The following is a 20,931-nucleotide window of genomic DNA, read 5'->3' on the forward strand; positions in this document are numbered from 1 at the left end:
GACCCTGCAGGGGGGCCGTTCCAGTCCCTCGCCATCCCCGCCCTCCCGAGGCTCGGGGCGGGACCCTGCAGCGGGGCCACGGGCCCGGGACCGCACGTCGGTCCCGGGCCCCGTGGCGTCGACGCCGTGAGGGCGGCGCGCACGCGCGGCTCACCACCGGGGCGGACGGTGGGGGCGTCGGTTAGCGTGGCGGGGCCGCACCCCCCGACGGAGGCCTGCCCACCCGTGGCCAACCCCTACCTGCACGTGCTGCGCACGCCGTGCACGCTGCCGATGGTGCTGGCCGCCTTCCTGGGGCGGCTGCCGCTGTCGATGGTCGGGCTGGGCAGCGTGCTGTTGATCGCCTCCGAGACCGGCTCCTACGGCCTGGGCGGCGCGGTCGCGGCGGTCGGCGCCGTCACGACCGCGCTCGCCGGGCCGGTGCTCGGCCGGCTGGCCGACACCCACGGCCAGCGGCGCGTCCTGCTGCCCGTGGTCGCCGTCTTCGTGGTCGCCGGGGTGGCCTTCCTCTTCTCGGTCCGCGAGCGGTGGCCGCTGTGGACGGTCTTCGCGTCCGCCGGCCTGGCGGGGGCGTGCATCCCGCCGGTGGCCTCGATGATCCGCGTCCGCTGGACCCACCTGCTGCGTGGCAGCCACCGGCTGCACACCGCTCTGGCGATGGAGTCGGTGGTCGACGAGTTCGTCTTCATCGTCGGCCCGGTGCTGGTCACGTTCCTGTCCACCACGGGGCACGCAACCTCCGGCGTCGTCACCGCGTTCGTGCTGGCCACCGTCGGCAGCCTGCTGTTCGCCGCGCAGCGGCGCACCGAACCGCCGCCGCACGGGCACGAGAGCCGGAACGGTCCGTCCGCCATGCGCACCACCGGCATGCGCGTGCTGTTCGTCGTCGGTGCGGCCGTGGGCGCCATCCTGGGCACGCTGGAGATCGGCCTGGTGGCCTTCGCCGACGAGATGGACGCCAAGCCGATGTCGGGCGTGCTCATCGCCGCGCTGGCGGTGGGCTCGATGGTCAGCGGCATCGGATGGGGGGCGGTCCACTGGCGGCAGCCGCTGCGCCACCGGCTGGTCGGCGCGCTGGCGCTGCTCTCCGTGCTGAGCCTGCCGCTGCTCGTCGTCCGCGAGGTCTGGCTCATGGTGCCGTTCGTGGTCGTCGCCGGTGTCGCCGTGTCGCCGTCGCTGATCAGCGCGTTCACGCTGGCCGAGGTGCTGGTGCCGCGGGCGGCGGTGACCGAGGCGTTCACCTGGATCGGCACCGCGCTCGGGCTCGGCGTCGCCCTCGGCGCCTCGGTGACCGGCAAGCTGGTCGACGCCATGGGCGCCAACGCCTCGTTCGTCGTGGCGACCCTCGCGGCGGCCACGGCCGCCGTCGTCGTGGGTGCCTGCCAGCGGCTGCTGCACGTGCCGGCCGAGCACGCGCCGACGCCGGTCTACGCCCGCTGAGCCGGCCGGCGTCCGCCGTGACCCGCGCCCGCCCGGCCGCCGGAGGTGGGCGCACGCTGCGCGTGCCGCCGGAGCGCCTCGACCGCTGGCTGGACGGCGTGGCCGACCGGCACGGTGCCTTCGACGCGGTGCCGGCCGCTGACGGCGCCGTCCGCATCACCTGCGCGGACACCACCACCCTGACCCTGCGCGCGCCCTTCCCCTGGGAGCCCGGTCCGGCGTTGCTGACCGGCTTCACCGCCGCGGCCCGCCGCCCGCGGCGGGCGGCCGTGCTCCTGGTGCGCCGGGGTCGCTGGGCGGTCGGGGTGTTCGACGGCGCCGAGCTGGTCGCCTCGAAGGTCGACAGCCGGCAGGTGCAGGGCCGGACGGCGGCCGGCGGGTGGTAGCAGCAGCGCTTCGCCCGCCGCCGCGGACACCAGACCGAGGCGGTGGTCGCGGCCGCCGCCGACACGGCCGCCCGCGTGCTCGCCCCCTCCGCCGACGAGCTGGCCGGGCTGTTCACCGGTGGCGACCGCGGGCTGGTCGACCAGGTGCTCGCCGACCCGCGGCTGCGCCTCGTGGCCACGCGCCGCCGAGAGCCGGCACTGGAGGTGGGGGAGCCGACGAAGGCGGTGCTGCTCGCCACCCCCCACCAGTTCCGCGCGGTCGCCGTCCACATCGTGGAACCGCACGAGCGGCCGGCCCGACCGGCCGGGTGAGCACGTCCGGGCGCCGACACGCGCCGACGCGCCGCGCGGACCGACCGCAGCTGCGCACCCGGCGGACGGCGGCGGCGCCGGGAAGCGCGTCGACGGACGACGGGTCCGGGCGTAACGTCCACCGACCGTGTCCTCCGCACCGGGCGAGGCGACCACGCCCGACGACGTCCTCACCGCCGAGCGCGCGCACCTGGCGCGCGCGGCCGACTGCCTGACCGCCATGCGCGCCGCCGCCGGCGCGGCGACCGACAGCGGGGTCGACGCCTGGGCGTCCGAGCGGCTCGGCGCCGCCCGTGCCGAGCGGCTGCGCGCCCTGGCCGCCGACCCGCACGTGCCGCCGTTCTTCGGCCGCACCGACGGCCCGACCGAGACCTTCCACATCGGCCGCCGGCACGTCCGCGACGCGGCCGGCGACCCGGTCGTCATCGACTGGCGGGCGCCGATGAGCCGGCCGTTCTACCAGGCCAGCGCCGCGGATCCGCAGGGCCTGGTCCGCCGCCGCCGGTTCGGCTTCGCCGACGGCCAGCTGACCGGCTACGAGGACGAGCTGCTCGCCGCCGGCGACGACCACGAGAGCGGCCTCCTGCGCGCCGAGATCGAGCGGCCCCGCAGCGGCCCGATGCGCGACATCGTCGCCACCATCCAGCCCGACCAGGACGACATCGTGCGCGCCCCGCTCGCCGAGTCGGTCTGCGTGCAGGGTGCTCCGGGCACGGGCAAGACGGCGGTGGGTCTGCACCGCGCCGCCTACCTGCTGTACACGCACGGCGGGCAGCTGGCGCGCACCGGCGTCCTCGTCGTCGGGCCCACCCGGGCGTTCCTGCGCTACATCGAGCAGGTGCTGCCCACGCTCGGCGAGGTCGACGTCGAGCAGACGACGATCGCCGACCTGACCGCCCGGGTGCCGGTGCGCGCCGGCGAGGACCCGGCCGGAGCGACGCTCAAGGGCGACGCGCGGATGGCCGAGGTGCTCCGCCGCGCCCTGTGGGGTGGCGTCGTCCGACCCGCGGACGACGTGCTGGTGCCGCTGGCCGGGCGCCGCCACCGCGTGCCGGTCGAGCGGCTCAAGCGCTACGTCGACGACCTGCGCCGCCGGGCCCGCACCCCCGACGACCTGCAGCTGCTGCACTACACCGCAGCCCGGGAGCGGTTGGCGATGCTGGTGGCCGCCGACGCCCGCCGGCAGGACGAGCAGGCTGGCGGCAGCCCGACCGACGTCGACACCCGGCGGGCCGCCCGCAGCGCCGAGGTGCGCGCGTTCTGCGACGCGGTGTGGCCCGCGCGGGACGCCGCCGGGTTCGTGCACGCGCTGCTCACCGACGCGCAGCTGCTCGCCCGCGCGGCGGGGGACCTGCTCACCGACGCGGAGCGGGCGCTGCTCGCCAGGTGCGCCGGACCGGTCCGCACCGCCCCCTGGACGGCGGCCGACGCCGTCCTCGTCGACGAGGTCGCCGGCCTGCTCGACCGGACGCCGGGCTACGGGCACGTCGTGGTGGACGAGGCGCAGGACCTCTCGCCGATGCAGTGCCGGGCCGTGGCCCGGCGGCTGGCGGCCGGCTCGGTGACCGTGCTCGGCGACCTGGCCCAGGCCACCAGCCCGGAGGCGGCCGCGGACTGGGAGGCGACGCTGGCCGGGCTGGGCCGGCCGGGGACCGTGGTCCGCCCGCTGACCCGCGGCTACCGCGTACCGGGGGAGGTGCTCGACTTCGCCAACCGGCTGCTACCCGTCATCGCCCCCGGGGTGCCCGCCGCCACCGCCGTCCGCACCGATCCCGGTGCGCTCGCGCTGCGCCCGGTGTCGGCGCTGGCCGGGCCGCTCGCCGAGGTCGTGGGCGAACTGGCCGCGCGGCCGGGCTCGGTCGGCGTCGTCTGCGCCGACGCCGCCGCGGACGACGTCGCCTCCGCACTGGCCGCCGCCGGGCTGCCCGCTGAGCCGCTCGTCGACGACGGCGGGGCCGCGGCCAGGGTCGCCGTGGTGCCGGCGACCCTGGCCAAGGGCCTGGAGTTCGACGCCGTCGTGGTGGTCGACCCGGCAGCCATCGCGGCCGCCGAACCGCGCGGGCTGCACCGGCTCTACGTCGTCCTGACCCGCGCCGTGAGCACCCTGGTCGTGCTCCACCGCCGCGACCTCCCGGACCCGCTCACCACCCCCGGCGGAGCGACGGACGGGACGGACGGGGCGCCCGGGACGGCCGGGGGCGCGGCCGACGTGCTTGTGAGCCGATAGCTGGTCTGTTGAGGTGGTGCGTCGACCGACGACGCGGGCGCACCGGGAGGAGGGGCATGGACCACGAGCCGGCCGGGACGACGAGCACGCTGCTCAAGCTGGCCTCCACCATCCTGCTCGCCGGGGCGCTGGTGGCCGGGCTGCTGATGCCCTGGGTCGGTGGTCCGGCGGTGGCCGCGCAGCAGTCGACCAGCCTGCTGGGGCAGCCGCCCGGGGAACTCACCGACCGCCCGCCGCCGGGCAACACCGTGCTGCTCGCGGCGAACGGTGAACCGATCACGTGGTTCTACGAGCAGAACCGGGCGCCGGTCGCGCCCGAGGCCATCGCCGAGGTGATGAAGCAGGCGATCGTCGCGATCGAGGACGCCCGCTTCTACGCCCACCACGGCCTCGACGTGGAGGGCACGCTCCGGGCGCTGGTCAAGAACCTGGCCGCGGGCAGCGTCGAGGAGGGCGGCTCCACGCTCACCCAGCAGCTGGTCAAGCAGACCCTGCTGCAGGCCGCCGAGACGCCCGAGGGGCGCCGCGCGGCCACCGAGCAGACGATCGGCCGCAAGCTGCGCGAGGCCCGCATCGCGCTGGCGCTGGAGGACGACTACTCGAAGAGCGAGCTGCTCACCCGGTACCTGAACATCGTCTACTTCGGCCGGAACGCCTACGGGGTGCAGCCGGCCGCCCGCTCCTTCTTCGGCGTCGACGCCGCCGCCCTGACGTTGCCGCAGGCCGCGCTGCTCGCCGGGCTGGTGCAGAGCCCGGCCGACGACGACCCGTTCACCAATCCCGAGGGCGCCACGGCCCGGCGCAACGTGGTCCTCGACCGGATGGCCGCCCAGGAGTTCATCACCGCGGAGGAGGCCGAGGCGGCGAAGGCCGAGGCGCTCGGCCTGGCGCCGGCACCCGCGCCGCGCCGCGGGTGCGTGGAGGCCAGCGTCGGCGCCTACGTCTGCGACTTCGTGCAGCGCTGGCTGACCCAGGAGCTGGGGATCAGCCAGCGCGAGCTGGAACGCGGCGGTTACACGATTCAGACGACGCTCGACCCCGAGCTGCAGCGCGCCGGTGACGCCGCCGTGCTCGGCACCCTGGAGATGGGGCAGTCGCTGGCCGGCATGTTCACCGCGGTCGAGCCGGGCACCGGTCACCTGCTCGCGATGAGCGTCAACCGGGTGTTCGGCTACGACAGGAACGACCCGGCGCAGGAGTCGTTCAACCTCAACGTGGCGCCCAGCCGCGGCGCCGGGTCGACGTTCAAGGTCTTCGTGGCCGCGGCCGCGCTCGCCCGCGGCTACGGTGCGTCGTTCACGCAGACGACGTCCAACCCGTACTACTCGCGTGTCTACAAGAAGGACGGCGGCCCCTACCCGGTGCGCAACGCCGGCCGCTACCGCTCCACGCTGGACCTGACCACCGCGCTCTACCAGTCGTCCAACACCTACTTCCTCGCCCTCGAGGACGCCCTCGGCAGCGTCGAGGAGCCGGTGCGGATGGCCGAGCGGATGGGCCTGTACCAGTTCGGCCCCGAGGGCCTGGCCCAGACGATCATCGACGAGAACCGCGGCTCGTTCACCTTCGGTCCGGACGCCACCAGCCCGCTGGGCCTGGCCAGCGCCTACTCGACGCTGGCGGCCAGCGGCACGCAGTGCGACGTGGTCCCGGTGACGGCGGTGCTCGACCGGGACGGGAACCCGGTGCTCGGGGACGACGGCAAGCCCCTGCCCACGGGCGACCGCTGCACCCCGGAGGCCATCCCGCCGGGCGTGGCCACCACGCTCAACCAGATGCTGCGCAAGGACGTCGAGCCCGGCAACCCGGGCGCCACCGGGGCGCGCGCCTACGTGCGCGGCCACCAGATCGCCGGCAAGACCGGCACCACCCAGGAGGGCCTGTCGGTCGCCTTCGTCGGGTACACCCCGGAGATCGCCGCCAGCGTCATGGTGCTCAACCCCCGCGAGCGCGAGCCGGTCGGCGGTTTCGGTGGCGGCAAGGGCGCCACGATCTGGCGCGACGCGATGGCGCCCATCCTGGAAGCCCGGGGCAGCGGCGCCTTCCCGCCCGCGGACCCCACGGTCGAGCGCGGCAACACGGTGCCGGTGCCCGGGTGCTCCAGCGTCTCCCGCTGCCGGGCCGCCCTGGCCGCCGCCGGCTTCGAGCACCGCACGATCGAGGTCGACAGCGCCCGGCCGCGGGGGGCGCTGGCCGGCCTCAGCCCGTCACGGCGCGCCGTCGTCGGCCAGCTGATCACCATCCTGGTCAGCAACGGGTCCGACTACCGGCCGCCGCGGCCCGCGCCCAGCCCCGAGCGGTCGCCGGAGCCGTCACCCGAGCCGTCACCGGAGCCGAGCCCGGAGGAGTCGCCGGACCCGGAGCCGTCGCCCACGCCGGAGTCCGGCGCCGACGGCGGAGGCGCCGGCGAGACCGGCGCGCCGGGCGAGGGGGCCGCTGGCGACCGCCCCGGGCCGGGCGGCGATCAGCGGGGCGGCGGCGATCGGCGGGGCGCCGACTAGCCGGGCGGGCGGTCGCCGCCTCCCGGGTCGAGCAGCTCGTCGAGGGTCTGCGTCGCGAGCCAGCCGTAGATGACGACCAGGTGGAGCACGAACATCCACAGCCCGATGGCGACCACCCCGCCGACCACGTCCAGACCCCCGAAGGGGGCACCGATGCTGAGCGGCAGGGACAGGAACAGCACGAACCCCTGCAGGAATCCCGACAGGCACGCGGCGGTGAACAGGGCGCCGGCGCCCAGCACCCACCAACGGACCCGGACGATGCCGGCGATCCGGAAGCCCCAGGCCAGCGGCACGGTCAGCCCGGCCATCACGGAGTAGAAGCCGACGGCCACCCGGCCGACCGTGGCCGCGGCACCACCCCGGGCGGCGAGGTCGGCCATGACGTCGACGGCCAGCAGCAGCGGGTAGAGCAGCACCGGGGTGACCAGGAGCAGGGGCAGCGCGGCCAGCCGGCCGCGCCACGCCGTCCAGCTCTCGTCGCGCCGGCTGCTGAAGCGCAGCAGCGCCCGGCGCAGGCCCTCGCCGTAGAAGGTCATCGGCAGCAGGGCGAGCAGCACGCCCAGCAGGTCCAAGCCCACGCCGGCCTCGACGAGCCGGTCGACCGCCGCGGGAGCGCCCAGTTCCCCGGGCAGCAGGACGGCCAGACGGTCACCGAGCGCGCGGACCCGCTCCGGGGAGGTGAGCCGGGCCGTCAGCGAGAAGGCGAGCAGCAGCAGGGGCACGACGGCGATGCCCGCGTAGAAGGTCAGCCCGGCGGCGATCAGCGCCAGGTCCCGGCCGACCAGCCGCTGGTTGATCCCGTGGAGCAGGGCGCGCGGCCGGACCCGCCACCGGCTCACCGCGGCCGGCTCACCGCGGGCCGAGCAGGGACCGGGCGGCGGCGTAGCCGCCCAGCCCGCTGACCGCGCCACCGCGGACGGTGCCCCCGGACGACGCCGCGACGATCCGCGGGTGCGCGGTGGCCACCCCCCAGGTGCCCACCTCCTCCGGCGTCCGGGCCACCGGCCAGGCCAGGTCGCCGTGGAAGATGTGCCCACCGGGCATGGCCAGCGCCGCCTCGACGTCCAGCGGCGACGCGGCCTGCAGGCACGGGCGCCCCTCGGTGTCGCGGGCCAGGCAGTCCGCCAGCGGCTCCTCGAGGTGGGCGTCGAGCTGGGCCACCACCCGCCGGACCGCCTCCTCCCGGCTTCCCGCCGGGTCGGCGCGGTACAGCTCGGCCGGCGTGTGCAGGCCGAACAGGGTGAGCGTCTGGAACCCGGCCGCCCGCTCGGCCGGGCCGAGCACCGTCGGGTCGGTGAGCGAGTGGCAGTAGACCTCGAAGGGGATGGCGTCGGGCAGCCGGCCGGCGCGGGCCTGGTCGTACGCCGCGTCGAGCTGGCCGGCCGCCTCGTCGACGTGGAAGGTGCCGGCGAACGCGGTCACCGGGTCGGCGCCCGAGCGCAGCCGCGGCAGCCGGGCGAGCACCATGTTCACCTTCAGCTGGGAGCCGGACGGCGCATCGGCCGGCGGGCGGCCGAGCAGGGCGTCCAGCACGGCCGGGGCGGCGCCGCAGACGACCACGCCGGCGTCGACGGCCGCCTCGGCGCCCTCGTCGTCGACCCAGTGCACGGTGACGCCGTCCGGGCGCGGCTCCAGCGCACGCACCGTCGCCCGGGTGCGCAGCTCCGCCCCGGCGGAGCGGGCCGCCCGTGCCATCGCGTCGGTGACCGCCCCCATGCCGCCGACCGGCACCCGCCAGCGGCCGGTGCCGTTGCCGACGAGGTGGTACAGGAAGCACCGGCCGGCGAGGCCGTCCGCGGCGTGCACGTCGGCGAAGGTGCCGATCAGGCCGTCGGTGAGCGCGACGCCGCGGACGACGTCGTCCCCGAGGTGGTCGGCCACCACGTCGGCGAGCGGCCGCTCGCGCAGGTCGTGCCACAGGGCCGCGTCGCGCAGCTCCCCGGCCAGGACGTCGGGGGCGAGCAGCGGCTCGGTGAGCGTGGGAGCGAGGTCCTCGGCGAGGGTCGCCAGCCGACCGTAGAACCGCTGCCAGCCGGCGAACTCGGCGTCGGAGCCGGTGAGCTCGCGGAAGGACGCCGCCGTCGCGGCGCCCTCCTCGCGCTCCACCAGCAGCCCGCCCGGGCGGCCGTCACGCGCCGTGGCCGTGTACGAGGCCACCGCGCGGTCGGCGAGCGTCAGCTGCAGGCCGAGGTCGTCGACGATCCGGTCCGGCAGCAGGCTGACCAGGTAGGAGTAGGCCGACAGCCGGACGTCGACGCCGTCGAACACGTGCCGGCCGACCGCCGCACCGCCGACCTGCTCGCCGCGCTCGACGACCAGGACCGACCATCCCGCCCGGGCGAGGTAGGCCGCGGCGACGAGGCCGTTGTGGCCGCCCCCGACGACGACGGCGTCGTAGCGGGCGGCGTGCGCGCTGCGGGTCACCGGCGGACGGTAACCGGCGCCGGCCGGTGGGGGACGACGGGCCCGCGCCGGCCCGCCGCGGGTGCCCGGTCAGGTGCCCTGTTCGCAGGTGGCGTCCTGCTCGTTCTGCGCCTCCTCGCCCAGCGCGTCGCAGTTGGTCTCACCGCGCTCCAGGTCGGTGTTGCTACCGCAGGCGACGAGCGAGCCGGCGAGGGCGAGCGCCACGAGTGGCTTGCGTAGGTCCATGCCAGGGGTACTGGGCACCAGCAGGACGGGCGAAACGGCACGCCGCCCATCGCCGGCGGATCGTGACGTGCCGCAGCGGCTCCCGCCGCATCCCGCCGCCCCGGCGTGCCGCGAGCGCCCACGGCGGATGCGGGAAAGCCCACAACCCGGACCCCGGGATTGTCACGGAGCGGTAACACCCTTACGGTGACCGCGTCCGACGGGTCGTTGCGCCACTGCCTGGTGGCACCCGCCGGACGCCGTCGAGCCGGTCGCCCGCACAGGTCGTGGGCGCCGGGCCGGGGACCCACCGCAGCACTGGGGTGCAGTGGAGGCGGCCGTGTGCCGTGTCCGCCGGGCGACCTCCCGCCCGAACCCGTCAGCTAACCCGGTAGGCGGCCGTGGATGGAACGGAGCGCCGCCGCACCCATGGCGACCCCTCGCGCCCTCGTGCGCAGCACACCCCGACGCCACCTCGCCCGGCGGATCGCGATCGCCGTCACCGGCGTCGTCGGCGTCCTCGTCGCCTCGCTGCCCGCGCACGCGACACCGGTCGAGAAGCCGGAGACGTCCGCCGAGGCCGCCCAGCTGGTCGCGGCCCGCGGCCACGAGCTGGAGGTCGTCGCGGAGGAGTTCAACGAGGCACGCGAGGTGATGAAGGCGCAGCAGGAGGCGGCCGTGGTCGCCGCCGCCGAGCTCGAGCGGGCCGAGGCGGCGCTGGCCGACGCGCAGGAGGCCGTCCGCGGGGTGGCGCGCAGCGCCTACACCGGCGAGGGGTTGGGCTCCTTCCAGGCACTGCTCACCAGCGAGTCGGCCGACGAGTTCGTCGACCGCGTCGCCACGCTGCAGACCATCGCCGGGCACCAGAACGGCGTCCTCGACGAGGCCGCCTCGGCCGGCGTCACCGCCGCCCGGGCCCGGGCCGATGCCGAGAAGGCGGCCACCGACGCACAGGTCCAGTTCGACGCCGTCGCCGCGGAGCAGGCCGCCCTCGAGCGGCAGGTCGCCGAGTACCAGGCCCTGTACGAGGAGTTGAGCGCCGCCGAGCGGCAGGCCGCCCTGGAGGCCGCCGCCGCCGCGCACGCGGCCGAGACCGCCGCCGGACGCGCTCCCGAGCCGCAGCGGGCCAGCCGCGGCGAGCGCTCCGCCCCGGTCCCGCCGGCACCGGTCGCGGCCGGCGGCCCCGCGGCCGCCCAGGCGGTCGCCACCGCGATGGCCCAGCGCGGCAAGCCCTACGTGTGGGCCGCGGCCGGACCCGGCTCGTTCGACTGCTCGGGGCTGGTGCAGTACGCCTACGCGGCCGCGGGGGTCACGCTGCCGCACTCCAGCAAGATGCAGGCCGGCATGGGCCGCTCGGTGTCGCGCGGCGAGCTGCAGCCCGGCGACCTCGTCGCCTTCTACAGCCCGGTCAGCCACATCGGCATCTACATCGGCAACGGCCAGATGGTGCACGCGCCCACCTCCGGCGACGTCGTCAAGGTGGCCCCGCTCGACTACATGGGCAAGATCACCGCCATGCGCCGCATCGCCTGATCCCCCGGCCGCCGCGCCGCCCTCGGCCACCGCGCCGACGGCGCGGCCGTCACGACGTGGGCGAACGACCCCGCTGGACCGATGGCTCGTGCGGTGTCGTGGTCGCGGCGCATCACCGCACGACCGCGCCCGACACCGCAGGAGCGGAGTCGGACCGCTGCAGCAGGCCCCACACGAACGACGCCTGGACGCCGCCGGGCAGGTGCACCTCCCAGCGGGTGGGCACGCCGGGGTCGACCGGGACCGCCCCGGGCAGGCCGACGACGTCGTCCAGCACGTGCTCCCACGCGCGCAGGCCCCCCGCCGCCGCCGGGGGCACCGGCGACCCCGGGGCCCGGCACAGCTGCTCGTGCAGCACCGACCCGCCGGGCCCGGAGAGCACCTCCCAGCGCAGGTGCGGCCACAGCGGCAACGGCCAACGGCGGAGCTGGACGTCGAGGTCACCGAAGCGGCGGTCCTCGAGCGACTCGGGCGGTCCGAGCACCGCCGTCCGCAGCGCCAGGCCACGCGGCGCCCGCGGCGCGTGGTGCAGCGCCTGCCAGCGCCGGTGGGCCGCTCGCGCCTCGGCGCGGTCGGCGGACAGCTGCGGCAGCGCCGCGGCCACCAGGTCGGGCCGGACGTCGGCCATCCGGCGCAGCAGCACGAGGCAGAACTCCCGCCGCGCCAGCCCCCGCACCCCGGCCACCCTGCCACGGAGGTCACACGGCCGGCGGGGACGGCGGGCCCGGTCGGGTGCGTTGTGCCCCCCGGTACCGCCGCCGTCGAGAGGACGACCGTTGACCCACCGCACCGTCGCCACCGCCTTCCGCGCCGTCGCCGTGGCCGAGGCGTTGTCCTGGGTCGGCCTGCTGGCCGGCATGTACGTCAAGTACGTGCCCGCGACCACGGAGGCGGGTGTGCAGCTGTTCGGCCCGGTGCACGGCGCGGTGTTCCTCGTCTACCTCCTGGTGACGGTCGTCGCGGCCCGCGTGCTGCGCTGGTCGGCCGGGACGACGCTGCTCGCGCTGCTGGCCTCGGTGCCGCCGCTGGTCACCGTGCTGTTCGAGCGGTGGGCCAGCCGCACCGGCCGGCTGCCCGGGCGCCAGCCGGCGACCGCCGGCTGACGCTACGGTTCCGACCGTGCCGGAGCCCGTGCTGCCCTCCACCGCCCGCCGGCTGCTCGCGCGCACCGCCCGCGCGCAGCGCGAGGGCCGGGCGCCCAGCCTGGTCGCCGGCGTCGTCCGCGACGGGGCGCTGGTGTGGTCGGCAGGCCGCGGCGCGGTGGCCGAGCCGCACACCGACGTCCAGTACCGGCTGGGGTCGATCAGCAAGACGGTCACCGCGCTGGTCGTAATGCGGCTGCGCGACGAGGGCCGGCTCGCGCTCGACGACCCGCTCGACCGGCACCTGCCGGGCACGCCGCTGGGCGACCGCACCGTCGGCCAGCTGCTCTCCCACCTCGCCGGCGCCGCCGCGGAGAGCCCGGGCTGGTGGTGGGAGCGCGTCCCCGGCGGCTCGCTCGCGGACCTGGCGCTCGGCGAGGAGCACGTCGTGCTCGGGGCGGCCCGGCGGTTCCACTACTCCAACCTGGGCTTCGGCCTGCTCGGTGAGCTGGTCGCCCGGCTGCGCGGGGGATCGTGGGACGACGTCGTCCGCGCCGAGGTGTTCGAGCCGCTCGGGATGACCCGGACGACCTCCCGCCCGGTCGCCCCGGCGGCCGAGGGCCGCGCCGTGCACCCGTGGGCCGACGTCGTCCTGCCCGAGCCGGAGCACCACGCCGGGGTGATGGCCGCCGCGGGGCAGCTGTGGGCGACGCTGGCCGACCTGGGGCGTTTCGCCGCCTTCCTCGCCGGCGGCACTGGTGACGTGCTGCGGGACGCGACGCTGGAGGAGATGGCCGTGCCGGCGGGCGTCGACCCGTCCGCGCCCGGCTGGGCGGCCTACGGGCTGGGCCTGCAGGTGCTGCGCCTGGACGGGCGCACGCTGGTCGGCCACGGTGGATCGATGCCGGGCTTCCTCGCCGGGGTCTTCGTCGACCGCGAGGAGGGCACCGGCGCGGTGTCGCTGGCCAACACGACCAGCGGCCTGGACCCGCTCGCGCCCGGGTTGCTCGCCGACCTGCGGGCGGCCGAGCCGCGCATCGTCGAGCCGTGGACGCCCACGCCGACCCCGGTACCGCTGAGCACGCTCGGCGTCTGGTTCTGGGGACCGGCGGTCCACCTCCTCCGGTCGGTGGCCGGCGGGTTGCTGCACCTCGGGCCGCTGCCCGGCCGGAACGGCCGGGCCAGCCGGTTCGCGCGGCGGGACGACGGCGCCTGGGTCGGGCTGGACGGCTACTACGCCGGCGAGCTCCTGCGCATCGCCGACGACCACCTCGACGTGGGCACCTTCGTGTTCACCCGCACGCCCTACGACCCGGAGGCTCCGGTGCCCGGTGGGGTGGACGAGCGCGGCTGGCGGCCCTGAGCCCGCGACGGGCGGGGAGGAGGGGCGGCCTCCCTGCAGGGACCTGCCGCGAGCGTGCGAGTGGTGCGGGCGGGGAGGTCCTTCAGCGGTCGAAGGCGTCCATGGTGGTCTTCACGACGGCGGCGTACGCGACGTGCGGGACGACGTCGCTGACCCAGTCCGTCGCCGACCACGTGCGCGGGTCGCTGATGCCGAGCACCGCCATCGGCCCGTTCGCCGCGACGAGCACGCCGCCGGTGATCAGCGCCGTACCGACGACCGGCTGCGACCTGAGCCCGAGCGACCGGACCAGGCCGACCAGCACGCCCACACCGACGCCGGCCACCATCCCGGTCATCGTGCCCAGCCCCTGCAGCCGGTTCTGCCGGGTCTGCTCGTCACCGGGGATCTCCACGTGCGCCTTCTCGGCGAGCTTCTCGACCGTCTGCTCGGGTGTCGAGCTGGCTCCGCGACCGCGGGCGGCCATGTCGAGGTAGGTGACGGCGTTGAGCGCCGTCGTCCCGGCCGCACCGGCGGCCGCGCCGCGGAGGACCCACCCCCAGGTGCCGATCCCGCGACGTCCCTCGTCGAACGGTCCCGTGCCGAACGTTCCCACCGGCATCCTCCTGGCCATGGGCGCGGCCCTACCCGCCGCGCGGACGGCGGCAAACCGCCTGGCGGCCGCCGTGGACAGGGCCCAGTCTGGCGGTGTGGACGACGTCGACCGCCGGCTCGAGGAGGCGATCGGGGCACTGCTGGACCGGCGCCGACGCGGCGGCTCGATCTGCCCGTCGGAGGCCGCCCGCGCCGTCGACCCGGACGGCTGGCGGGAACTGATGCCGGCGGCCCGGGCCGCGGCCGGCCGGCTCGCCGCCGCGGGCGCGGTCGAGGTCACCAGGTCCGGCGCGGTGGTCGACGTCGCCCTCGCCCGCGGGCCGGTGCGGATCCGCCGTCCGGCGTCCTGATGCCGAGGGGTGGCCGGGGCGCCCGTCCGAACGCCCGGCACCGCTCCCCGGGTGGTCAGCCGTCCCGGTCGTCATCGGCCTTGCCTGCGGCGCGCTCGAGCAGCGGCGCGGTGCGGTGGTCGACGAACCGGCGCAGGGCCAGCGCGGTGTCGATGCGCTGGACGCCGGGGATCGACAGCACCCGCTCGGTGATGCGCCACAGGTCGTCGGCGTCGCGCGCGGCCACCCGCACCAGCAGGTCGGCCACCCCCGACAGGCCGGTCACCTCGAGCACCTCCGGCACCTGCGCGAGCGCGTCGCTCACCTCGGCCAGGCTCCGCTGCGCCACCTGCACGGTCACGTAGGCGCCCAGCCGGTAGCCCAGCGCCTCCGGACGCACCCGCCGGTCGAGCGGGCCGAGGGCGCCGCTGCTCTCCAGCCGGGTCAACCGGGCCTGCACGGTGTTGCGGGCCAGCCCCAGCCGTTGCGACAGCGCCATGACGCTGGCCCGCGGATCCTCCCGCAGGGCGAGCAGCAGCCGCGCGTCGGTGGCGTCGACGTCGGGCACGTTGCTCAGTCTGACATGAGCCGGGTGCCCCGCATGCCGACTTATGCGCAATCCGATCGAGGGGTATTGCGCAGATCGATGTCGGGTGGTCTGCTCCGCGGCACGGGTTGTCGTGTCAGGATGTGTGAGTGGCGCCACACCCCGGTGCCATCAGACGTCCCGGCACCGCCGGCGGCCGGCGACCCCGGCGCCGCGGAAGAGACGAGGAGACGACGTGACCGCCTTGCGCCAGACCACCGAGGCGTTCGACCCGGTACCCGGGGCCGCCGCCCCCCACCTGCCGCAGCAACCCGACCTGGTGCAGCTGCTGACCCCGGAGGGCGAGCGGGTCGAGCGCCCGGACTACTCCGTCGACCTCTCCGCCGAGGAGCTGCGCGACCTGTACCGCGACCTGGTCCTGGTGCGCCGGTGGGACGTCGAGGCCACCGCGCTGCAGCGGCAGGGCGAGCTGGGCATCTGGGCCTCGCTGCTCGGCCAGGAGGCCGCCCAGGTCGGCGCCGGCCGGGCGATGCAGCCCGGCGACACGGCCTTCCCGACCTACCGCGAGCACGGCGTGGCCTGGACCCGCGGCGTCGACCCGCTGCACGTGATCAGCCTGTTCCGCGGCGTCGACAACGGCGGCTGGGACCCCGTCGCCACCGGCTTCAACCTCTACACCGTCGTCATCGGCGCGCAGTGCCTGCACGCCACCGGCTACGCGATGGGCGTGCAGCGCGACGGCGCCGAGCACGCCGTGCTGGCCTTCCTCGGCGACGGCGCGACCAGCCAGGGCGAGGTCAACGAGGCATTGATCTGGGCGGCCAGCTTCTCGGCCCCCGTCGTCTTCTTCTGCCAGAACAACCAGTACGCGATCAGCGTGCCGCTCGAGCGCCAGTCCCGGGTGCCGCTGTACCAGCGCGCCGCCGGGTTCGGCTTCCCGGGCGTCCGGGTCGACGGCAACGACGTCCTGGCCGTGCTGGCCGTGACCAGGGCGGCCCTGGCCGCCGCCCGCGAGGGCCAGGGCCCCACCTTCATCGAGGCGTTCACCTACCGGATGGGCGCGCACACCACGTCCGACGACCCCACCCGCTACCGGCTGGCCAGCGAGCTGGAGGAGTGGAAGCTGCGCGACCCGGTCGCCCGGCTCAAGGCCCACCTGTCCCGCGCCGGCCTCGCCGACGCCGCGTTCTTCTCCGCCGTCGAGGCCGAGGCCGACGAGCTGGCCGCGCGCATCCGCACCGGCACCACGGAGATGCCCGATCCGCCGGGCACCGCGATGTTCGACGCCGTCTACGCCGAGATCACCCCGCCCCTGGCCCAGCAGCGCGAGGAGTTCCTCGCCTACCAGGCGAGCTTCGAGGAGGGCGAGCGGTGAGGACGCCGAAGACGACGCCCGAGCGAGCATCGCAGGGAGCGCCGGTGACCGAGGGGCGGAACGAGGGCGGGGTCGAGCGATGACGCAGACGCTGACGATCGGCAAGGCGCTCAACCTCGGCCTGCGCAGGGCGATGGAGGACGACGCCAAGGTCGTGCTCATGGGCGAGGACATCGGCCGGCTCGGCGGCGTCTTCCGCATCACCGACGGCCTGCAGAAGGACTTCGGCGAGGACCGCGTCGTCGACACCCCGCTGGCCGAGGCCGGCATCCTGGGCACCGCCGTCGGCCTGGCCATGCGCGGCTACCGGCCGGTCTGCGAGATCCAGTTCGACGGCTTCGTCTTCCCCGCCGCCAACCAGATCATCACCCAGGTGGCCAAGATCCACGCCCGGTCGCGCGGCAAGCTGGCGATGCCGGTCGTCATCCGGATCCCCTTCGGCGGCGGCATCGGCGCGGTCGAGCACCACAGCGAGAGCCCGGAGGCCTATTTCGGCCACACGCCCGGGCTCAAGGTGGTCGCGGTCAGCAACCCGGTCGACGCCTACTGGGGCATCCAGCAGGCCATCGCACACCCCGACCCGGTTGTCTTCCTCGAGCCCAAGCGGCGGTACTGGGAGAAGGCGCCGGTCGACACCGACGCCACGCCCGACCCGCTGTTCGCCGCCCGCGTGCTCCGCGGCGGCGACGACGTCACCGTGCTGGCCTACGGGCCGATGGTGAAGACGGCGCTGCAGGCGGCCGAGGCGGCCGCCGACGAGGGCCGCTCGCTCGAGGTGGTCGACCTGCGCACCCTCTCGCCGCTCGACCTCGAGCCGGTGTTCGAGTCCGTGCGGCGCACCGGCCGCTGCGTCGTCGTCCACGAGGCGCCGGTGTCGCTCGGTCTCGGCGCGGAGATCGCCGCCCGGGTGACCGAGACCTGCTTCCACTCCCTCGAGGCGCCGGTGCTGCGGGTGGGCGGCTACGACACGCCCTACCCGCCGTCGAAGCTGGAGGAGGAGTACCTCCCCGACCTCGACCGGGTGCTGGACGCCGTCGACCGTTCCCTGGAGTTCTGACCCGCGATGCTGCGTCAATTCAAGCTGCCCGACGTCGGCGAGGGCCTGACCGAGGGCGAGATCCTGCAGTGGCTCGTCGAGGTCGGCGACACCGTCACCGTCAACCAGCCGCTGTGCGAGGTGGAGACGGCCAAGGCCGCCGTCGAGCTGCCCTCGCCGTACGCCGGCACCGTCACCGAGCTGCTGTTCGAGGCGGGCGCGACGGTCGACGTCGGCACGCCGATCATCACCATCGACACCGGAGGCGGCAGCGGCCCGGCACCGTCGCCCGCGGGCGCGACGGCGGAACCCGTCCCGGAGGGGGAGGGCGAGCCGGCCGCCGGCCTGATCGGCGGGTCGGCCCCGGGCGGGCGGACCGCCGTCCTCGTGGGGTACGGACCGCGGAACACCGAGGCCAAGCGGCGCCCGCGCCGCAGCGGCGCCGCGGTGGCCGCCCGCGCCACCGCGCCGCAGCCGGAGCCGACCCCGCAGCCGCCGCCCGAGCCCCCGCTCGAGCCGGAACCCGCGGGCCCGCCGCCGCTGCTGGCGACCGCGCCGGACGCCCGGGCCAAGCCGGTGCGGCACGGCGGCCTGGAGGTCGGCCGCCAGGCGGAGGCGCACGCCCTGCACGACGACGCCGTCACCGCGGTGGGCGCGGCGCACGGACGCCGGTCCCCGCGGCCGCTGGCCAAGCCGCCGGTGCGCAAGTACGCCAAGGACCTCGGGGTGGACCTCGCCACGGTCCCCGGCTCCGGCGACGGCGGGATCATCACCCGCGCCGACGTCGAGGCGGCGGCGCGGTCGGCACCGGCCGGCGGCCGGGTGCCCGGCGCCGTCGCGCCCGGCGTCGACGAGGGCACCGTCGTCCGGGGGGCCTTCGGCGCCGACCGGCCGCGCGGCGGGGAGCAGCGCATCCCGATCAAGGGCGTGCGCAAGCACACCGCCGCGGCCATGGTGGCCAGCGCCTTCACCGCGCCGCACGTCACCGAGTTCCTGACCGTCGACGTCACCCGGATGACGAGGCTGCGCGCGCGGCTGGCGAGCCGACCGGAGCTGGCCGGCCTCAAGGTGAGCCCGCTGCTGTTCGTCGCGAAGGCGCTGCTGCTCGCCGTCCGCCGCCACCCGATGATCAACAGCTCGTGGGACGAGGCGGCGCAGGAGATCGTGGTCAAGGACTACGTCCACCTGGGCATCGCGGCGGCCACCCCGCGCGGGCTCGTCGTCCCGAACGTCAAGGACGCCGACCGGATGTCGCTCCCCGAGCTCGCCCGGGCGCTGGCCGACCTCACCGAGACCGCGCGCGCCGGGCGCACGTCGCCGGCCGACATGACCGGCGGCACCATCACGATCACCAACGTCGGCGTGTTCGGCGTCGACACCGGCACGCCGATCCTCAACCCCGGGGAGTCCGCGATCCTCGCCTTCGGCGCCGTCCGCGAGATGCCGTGGGTGCACAAGGGGCGCGTCGTCCCCCGGCAGGTGACCCAGTTGGCGCTGTCGTTCGACCACCGGATCGTCGACGGCGAGCTGGGCAGCCGGTTCCTCGCCGACGTCGGCGCCCTGCTGCACGATCCCGGGACGGCGCTGGCGTTCTGAAAGAAGACCCTCGTGCCCCCCAACGCTCGCGAGCTCGCGCCGGGCCCCTGCACGAGGGCCGGGACGGAGGCTTGGTGACGTCCCTCGACGAATTGCTCGGCTTCGCCGCGCGGTCGGCGCTGCCCTCGGGCGGCTTCGGCTACCTGGGTGACGACGGGCAGGTCCTGCCGGAGCGGCCCGTCGAGACCTGGATCGTCGCGCGGATGACCCACGTCTTCGGGCTCGCCGTGCTGCTCGGCCGGCCGGGTGCGGAGGAACTGGTCCGTTCCGGGCTCGACGCGCTGGTGGACGGACCGCTGCACGACGCCGAGCACGGCGGCTGGGCGGCGAGCACGGCCGATGCGACGAAGGCGGCGTACGTGCACGCCTTCGTCGTCCTCGCCGGTGCCACGGCCACCGTCGCCGGCGTGCCGGGCGGGCGGGGGCTGCTCCACGACGCCGTCGACGTCTGGCACCGCCGCTTCCTGGACCCGGCCGAGGGGCTGGCCGTCGAGGAGTGGGACCGCGCCTGGACCCGCTGCGACGACTACCGCGGCGTCAACGCCAACATGCACGGCGTCGAGGCGGTGCTGGCCGCGGCCGACGCGCTCGACGCGGACGACGCCGCGCTCACGGCCCGCCTGCGGCGCGAGGCGCTGCGCGCGACCGAGCGGATCGTGCACGGCTGGGCGCGGGACCGCGACTGGCGGCTGCCCGAGCACTTCAGCGCCGACTGGACGCCGTTGCCCGACTACAACCGCGCCGACCCGGCACACCCGTTCCGGCCCTTCGGCGTCACCGTCGGGCACCAGTTCGAGTGGGCGCGGCTGGCGCTGCACGTGCGGGCGGCCGTGCCGGACCCGCCGTCCTGGCTGCTCGAGGACGCGGTCGCGCTGTTCGACGCCGCGGCGACCCGGGGCTGGGCCGCCGACGGGCGCCCCGGCTTCCCGTACACCCTCGACTGGTCCGACCGGCCGGTCGCCGGAGCCCGCATGCACTGGGTGCTGTGCGAGGCGATCGCCGCCGCGGCGGTCCTGGCCCGGGTCACCGGGGAGGACCGGTACGCCGAGCTGGCGGCGCGGTGGCGGGCGCACGGGGAGGAGCGCTTCGCCGATCCGGCGACCGGCAGCTGGCACCACGAGCTGACGCCGGACGGCGCCGTGGGCACCGGCACGTGGGTCGGCCAACCGGATGCCTACCACCTCGCTCAGATGCTGCTGCTCGGCGACCGCCCGGTGCGGGGGAGCGTGGCGGCGGCGCTGCGCGCCTGACGGGCGACGGCGCGGCCGGCCGAGTACCGGCTGGTCGCCTGGGTAAGGCAGCTGTCGACAGTGCAACCGACCCGAGCGAAGGAGCACGCAACCGATGGCCAGCGTTCAGGAAGCCGTCGACGTCGACGTCCCCATCCGCGTCGCCTACGACCAGTGGACGCAGTTCGAGTCCTTCCCGCAGTTCATGGGCGGGGTCGAACGCATCACGCAGATCGACGACACGCACACGCACTGGGTCACCAGCATCGACGGCGTGAAGCGCGAGTTCGACGCCGAGATCACCGAGCAGCACCCCGAGGAGCGGGTGGCCTGGACCAGCACCAGCGGCGACGCCAAGCACGCCGGCGTGGTCACCTTCCACCGCCTGGACGACACCAGGACCCGCGTCATGATCCAGATCGACTGGGAGCCGACGGGCGTCGTGGAGAAGGCGGGGGCCGCCCTCGGCTTCGACGACCGGCAGGTGAAGGCCGACGCGAAGCGGTTCAAGGAGTTCATCGAGAGCCGCGGCACCGAATCCGGTGCCTGGCGCGGCGACGTCTCGCGCCCCGACCAGCCGTAGGAAGACTGCCTGGCAGGGTCCCACGCTCGCTCGCGGCGGGACCCCGCCAGGCCGCAATTCCAACCGGACACGAGACGGCGCCCGCCCCCTTCTGCAGGGAACGGGCGCCGTCGTCCTTGGTGACCCCTCCTGGCCCCCCGAGCGGGTCAGGGGTGGGGAGGAGTGGC

19 protein-coding genes, 1 pseudogene and 1 riboswitch are annotated in these 20,931 nt (G+C 76.1%); of the genes and pseudogenes, 14 read left to right on the top strand and 6 right to left on the bottom strand.

Annotation, left to right across the window (positions count from 1 at the left end):
• Nucleotides 1-225 precede the first annotated feature (225 nt).
• The 5 genes and pseudogenes from OF117_RS12380 to OF117_RS12400 all read left to right on the top strand — a co-directional run bounded on the left by OF117_RS12380 (nt 226) and on the right by OF117_RS12400 (nt 6,866).
• Complete coding sequence (locus tag OF117_RS12380) at nt 226-1,440, top strand: MFS transporter (RefSeq protein WP_263553147.1); 1,215 nt, start codon at nt 226-228, stop codon at nt 1,438-1,440.
• A gap of 17 nt (nt 1,441-1,457) precedes the next feature.
• Nucleotides 1,458-1,826, top strand: coding sequence for an acVLRF1 family peptidyl-tRNA hydrolase (locus OF117_RS12385; protein ID WP_263553148.1), 369 nt, complete (start codon nt 1,458-1,460; stop codon nt 1,824-1,826).
• Nucleotides 1,827-1,838: 12 nt separating this feature from the next.
• Nucleotides 1,839-2,138 (top strand): annotated as a pseudogene (locus OF117_RS12390) (Vms1/Ankzf1 family peptidyl-tRNA hydrolase); the annotation flags it as partial.
• Nucleotides 2,139-2,265: 127 nt separating this feature from the next.
• A complete protein-coding gene (locus OF117_RS12395) occupies nt 2,266-4,365 on the top strand; it encodes a HelD family protein (RefSeq protein WP_263553149.1) in 2,100 nt (699 codons plus the stop codon).
• Nucleotides 4,366-4,421: 56 nt separating this feature from the next.
• Nucleotides 4,422-6,866 (top strand): transglycosylase domain-containing protein, encoded by a 2,445-nt coding sequence (locus OF117_RS12400; RefSeq protein WP_263553150.1) that lies wholly within the window; start codon nt 4,422-4,424, stop codon nt 6,864-6,866.
• On the opposite strand, the gene OF117_RS12405 is transcribed toward OF117_RS12400, so the two are convergent.
• The 3 genes from OF117_RS12405 to OF117_RS12415 all read right to left on the bottom strand — a co-directional run bounded on the left by OF117_RS12405 (nt 6,863) and on the right by OF117_RS12415 (nt 9,497).
• Nucleotides 6,863-7,708 (bottom strand): YihY/virulence factor BrkB family protein, encoded by an 846-nt coding sequence (locus tag OF117_RS12405; protein WP_263553151.1) that lies wholly within the window; start codon nt 7,706-7,708, stop codon nt 6,863-6,865. The two genes, OF117_RS12400 and OF117_RS12405, sit on opposite strands and share 4 nt — an antisense overlap.
• Before the next feature lie 10 nt (nt 7,709-7,718).
• Complete coding sequence (locus OF117_RS12410) at nt 7,719-9,293, bottom strand: phytoene desaturase family protein (protein ID WP_263553152.1); 1,575 nt, start codon at nt 9,291-9,293, stop codon at nt 7,719-7,721.
• Between the two features lie 69 nt (nt 9,294-9,362).
• The gene (locus OF117_RS12415; protein ID WP_263553153.1) at nt 9,363-9,497 is read right to left on the bottom strand and encodes a hypothetical protein; all 135 of its coding nucleotides are present in this window, start codon (nt 9,495-9,497) and stop codon (nt 9,363-9,365) included.
• A gap of 282 nt (nt 9,498-9,779) precedes the next feature.
• A riboswitch (cyclic di-AMP (ydaO/yuaA leader) is annotated at nt 9,780-9,910 on the top strand.
• Between the two features lie 16 nt (nt 9,911-9,926).
• Between OF117_RS12415 and OF117_RS12420 the strand changes: the two genes are divergently transcribed.
• Nucleotides 9,927-11,030, top strand: a complete 1,104-nt coding sequence (locus OF117_RS12420) for an NlpC/P60 family protein (RefSeq protein WP_263553154.1) — start codon at nt 9,927-9,929, stop codon at nt 11,028-11,030.
• Nucleotides 11,031-11,142: 112 nt separating this feature from the next.
• Here OF117_RS12420 and OF117_RS12425 read toward each other — a convergent pair whose 3' ends face one another.
• Nucleotides 11,143-11,706, bottom strand: a complete 564-nt coding sequence (locus OF117_RS12425) for a hypothetical protein (RefSeq protein ID WP_263553155.1) — start codon at nt 11,704-11,706, stop codon at nt 11,143-11,145.
• A gap of 100 nt (nt 11,707-11,806) precedes the next feature.
• On the opposite strand from OF117_RS12425, the gene OF117_RS12430 reads away from it, so the two are divergent.
• Both OF117_RS12430 and OF117_RS12435 read left to right on the top strand, forming a co-directional pair.
• Nucleotides 11,807-12,133, top strand: coding sequence for a DUF3817 domain-containing protein (locus OF117_RS12430; RefSeq protein ID WP_263553156.1), 327 nt, complete (start codon nt 11,807-11,809; stop codon nt 12,131-12,133).
• A gap of 16 nt (nt 12,134-12,149) precedes the next feature.
• On the top strand, nt 12,150-13,475 hold the full coding sequence (locus OF117_RS12435; RefSeq protein ID WP_263553157.1) for a serine hydrolase domain-containing protein: 1,326 nt from the start codon (nt 12,150-12,152) through the stop codon (nt 13,473-13,475).
• Between the two features lie 82 nt (nt 13,476-13,557).
• On the opposite strand, the gene OF117_RS12440 is transcribed toward OF117_RS12435, so the two are convergent.
• Complete coding sequence (locus OF117_RS12440) at nt 13,558-14,076, bottom strand: hypothetical protein (RefSeq protein WP_263553158.1); 519 nt, start codon at nt 14,074-14,076, stop codon at nt 13,558-13,560.
• Nucleotides 14,077-14,164: 88 nt separating this feature from the next.
• Here OF117_RS12440 and OF117_RS12445 point away from each other — a divergent pair, with 88 nt between their 5' ends.
• Nucleotides 14,165-14,419, top strand: a complete 255-nt coding sequence (locus OF117_RS12445; RefSeq protein ID WP_263553159.1) for a DUF3253 domain-containing protein — start codon at nt 14,165-14,167, stop codon at nt 14,417-14,419.
• A 55-nt stretch (nt 14,420-14,474) separates the two neighbouring features.
• Here OF117_RS12445 and OF117_RS12450 read toward each other — a convergent pair whose 3' ends face one another.
• Entirely contained in the window at nt 14,475-14,966 is a 492-nt protein-coding gene (locus OF117_RS12450; RefSeq protein ID WP_263553160.1) for an Lrp/AsnC family transcriptional regulator, read from the bottom strand.
• Nucleotides 14,967-15,180: 214 nt separating this feature from the next.
• On the opposite strand from OF117_RS12450, the gene pdhA reads away from it, so the two are divergent.
• The 5 genes from pdhA to OF117_RS12475 all read left to right on the top strand — a co-directional run bounded on the left by pdhA (nt 15,181) and on the right by OF117_RS12475 (nt 20,764).
• Nucleotides 15,181-16,320: a pyruvate dehydrogenase (acetyl-transferring) E1 component subunit alpha gene (gene pdhA, locus OF117_RS12455; protein ID WP_263553161.1), complete on the top strand. Its 1,140-nt coding sequence runs from the start codon at nt 15,181-15,183 to the stop codon at nt 16,318-16,320.
• Nucleotides 16,321-16,399: 79 nt separating this feature from the next.
• A complete protein-coding gene (locus tag OF117_RS12460) occupies nt 16,400-17,377 on the top strand; it encodes an alpha-ketoacid dehydrogenase subunit beta (protein ID WP_263553162.1) in 978 nt (325 codons plus the stop codon).
• 6 nt (nt 17,378-17,383) lie between these two features.
• Nucleotides 17,384-18,952 (top strand): dihydrolipoamide acetyltransferase family protein, encoded by a 1,569-nt coding sequence (locus OF117_RS12465; RefSeq protein WP_263553163.1) that lies wholly within the window; start codon nt 17,384-17,386, stop codon nt 18,950-18,952.
• 74 nt (nt 18,953-19,026) lie between these two features.
• The gene (locus OF117_RS12470) at nt 19,027-20,202 is read left to right on the top strand and encodes an AGE family epimerase/isomerase (protein WP_263553164.1); all 1,176 of its coding nucleotides are present in this window, start codon (nt 19,027-19,029) and stop codon (nt 20,200-20,202) included.
• 94 nt (nt 20,203-20,296) lie between these two features.
• Complete coding sequence (locus OF117_RS12475) at nt 20,297-20,764, top strand: SRPBCC family protein (protein ID WP_263553165.1); 468 nt, start codon at nt 20,297-20,299, stop codon at nt 20,762-20,764.
• The last annotated feature ends 167 nt before the right edge of the window (nt 20,765-20,931 follow it).

It is taken from the genome of Geodermatophilus sp. YIM 151500, from assembly GCF_025716945.1.
Taxonomy (GTDB): Bacteria; Actinomycetota; Actinomycetes; order Mycobacteriales; family Geodermatophilaceae; genus YIM-151500.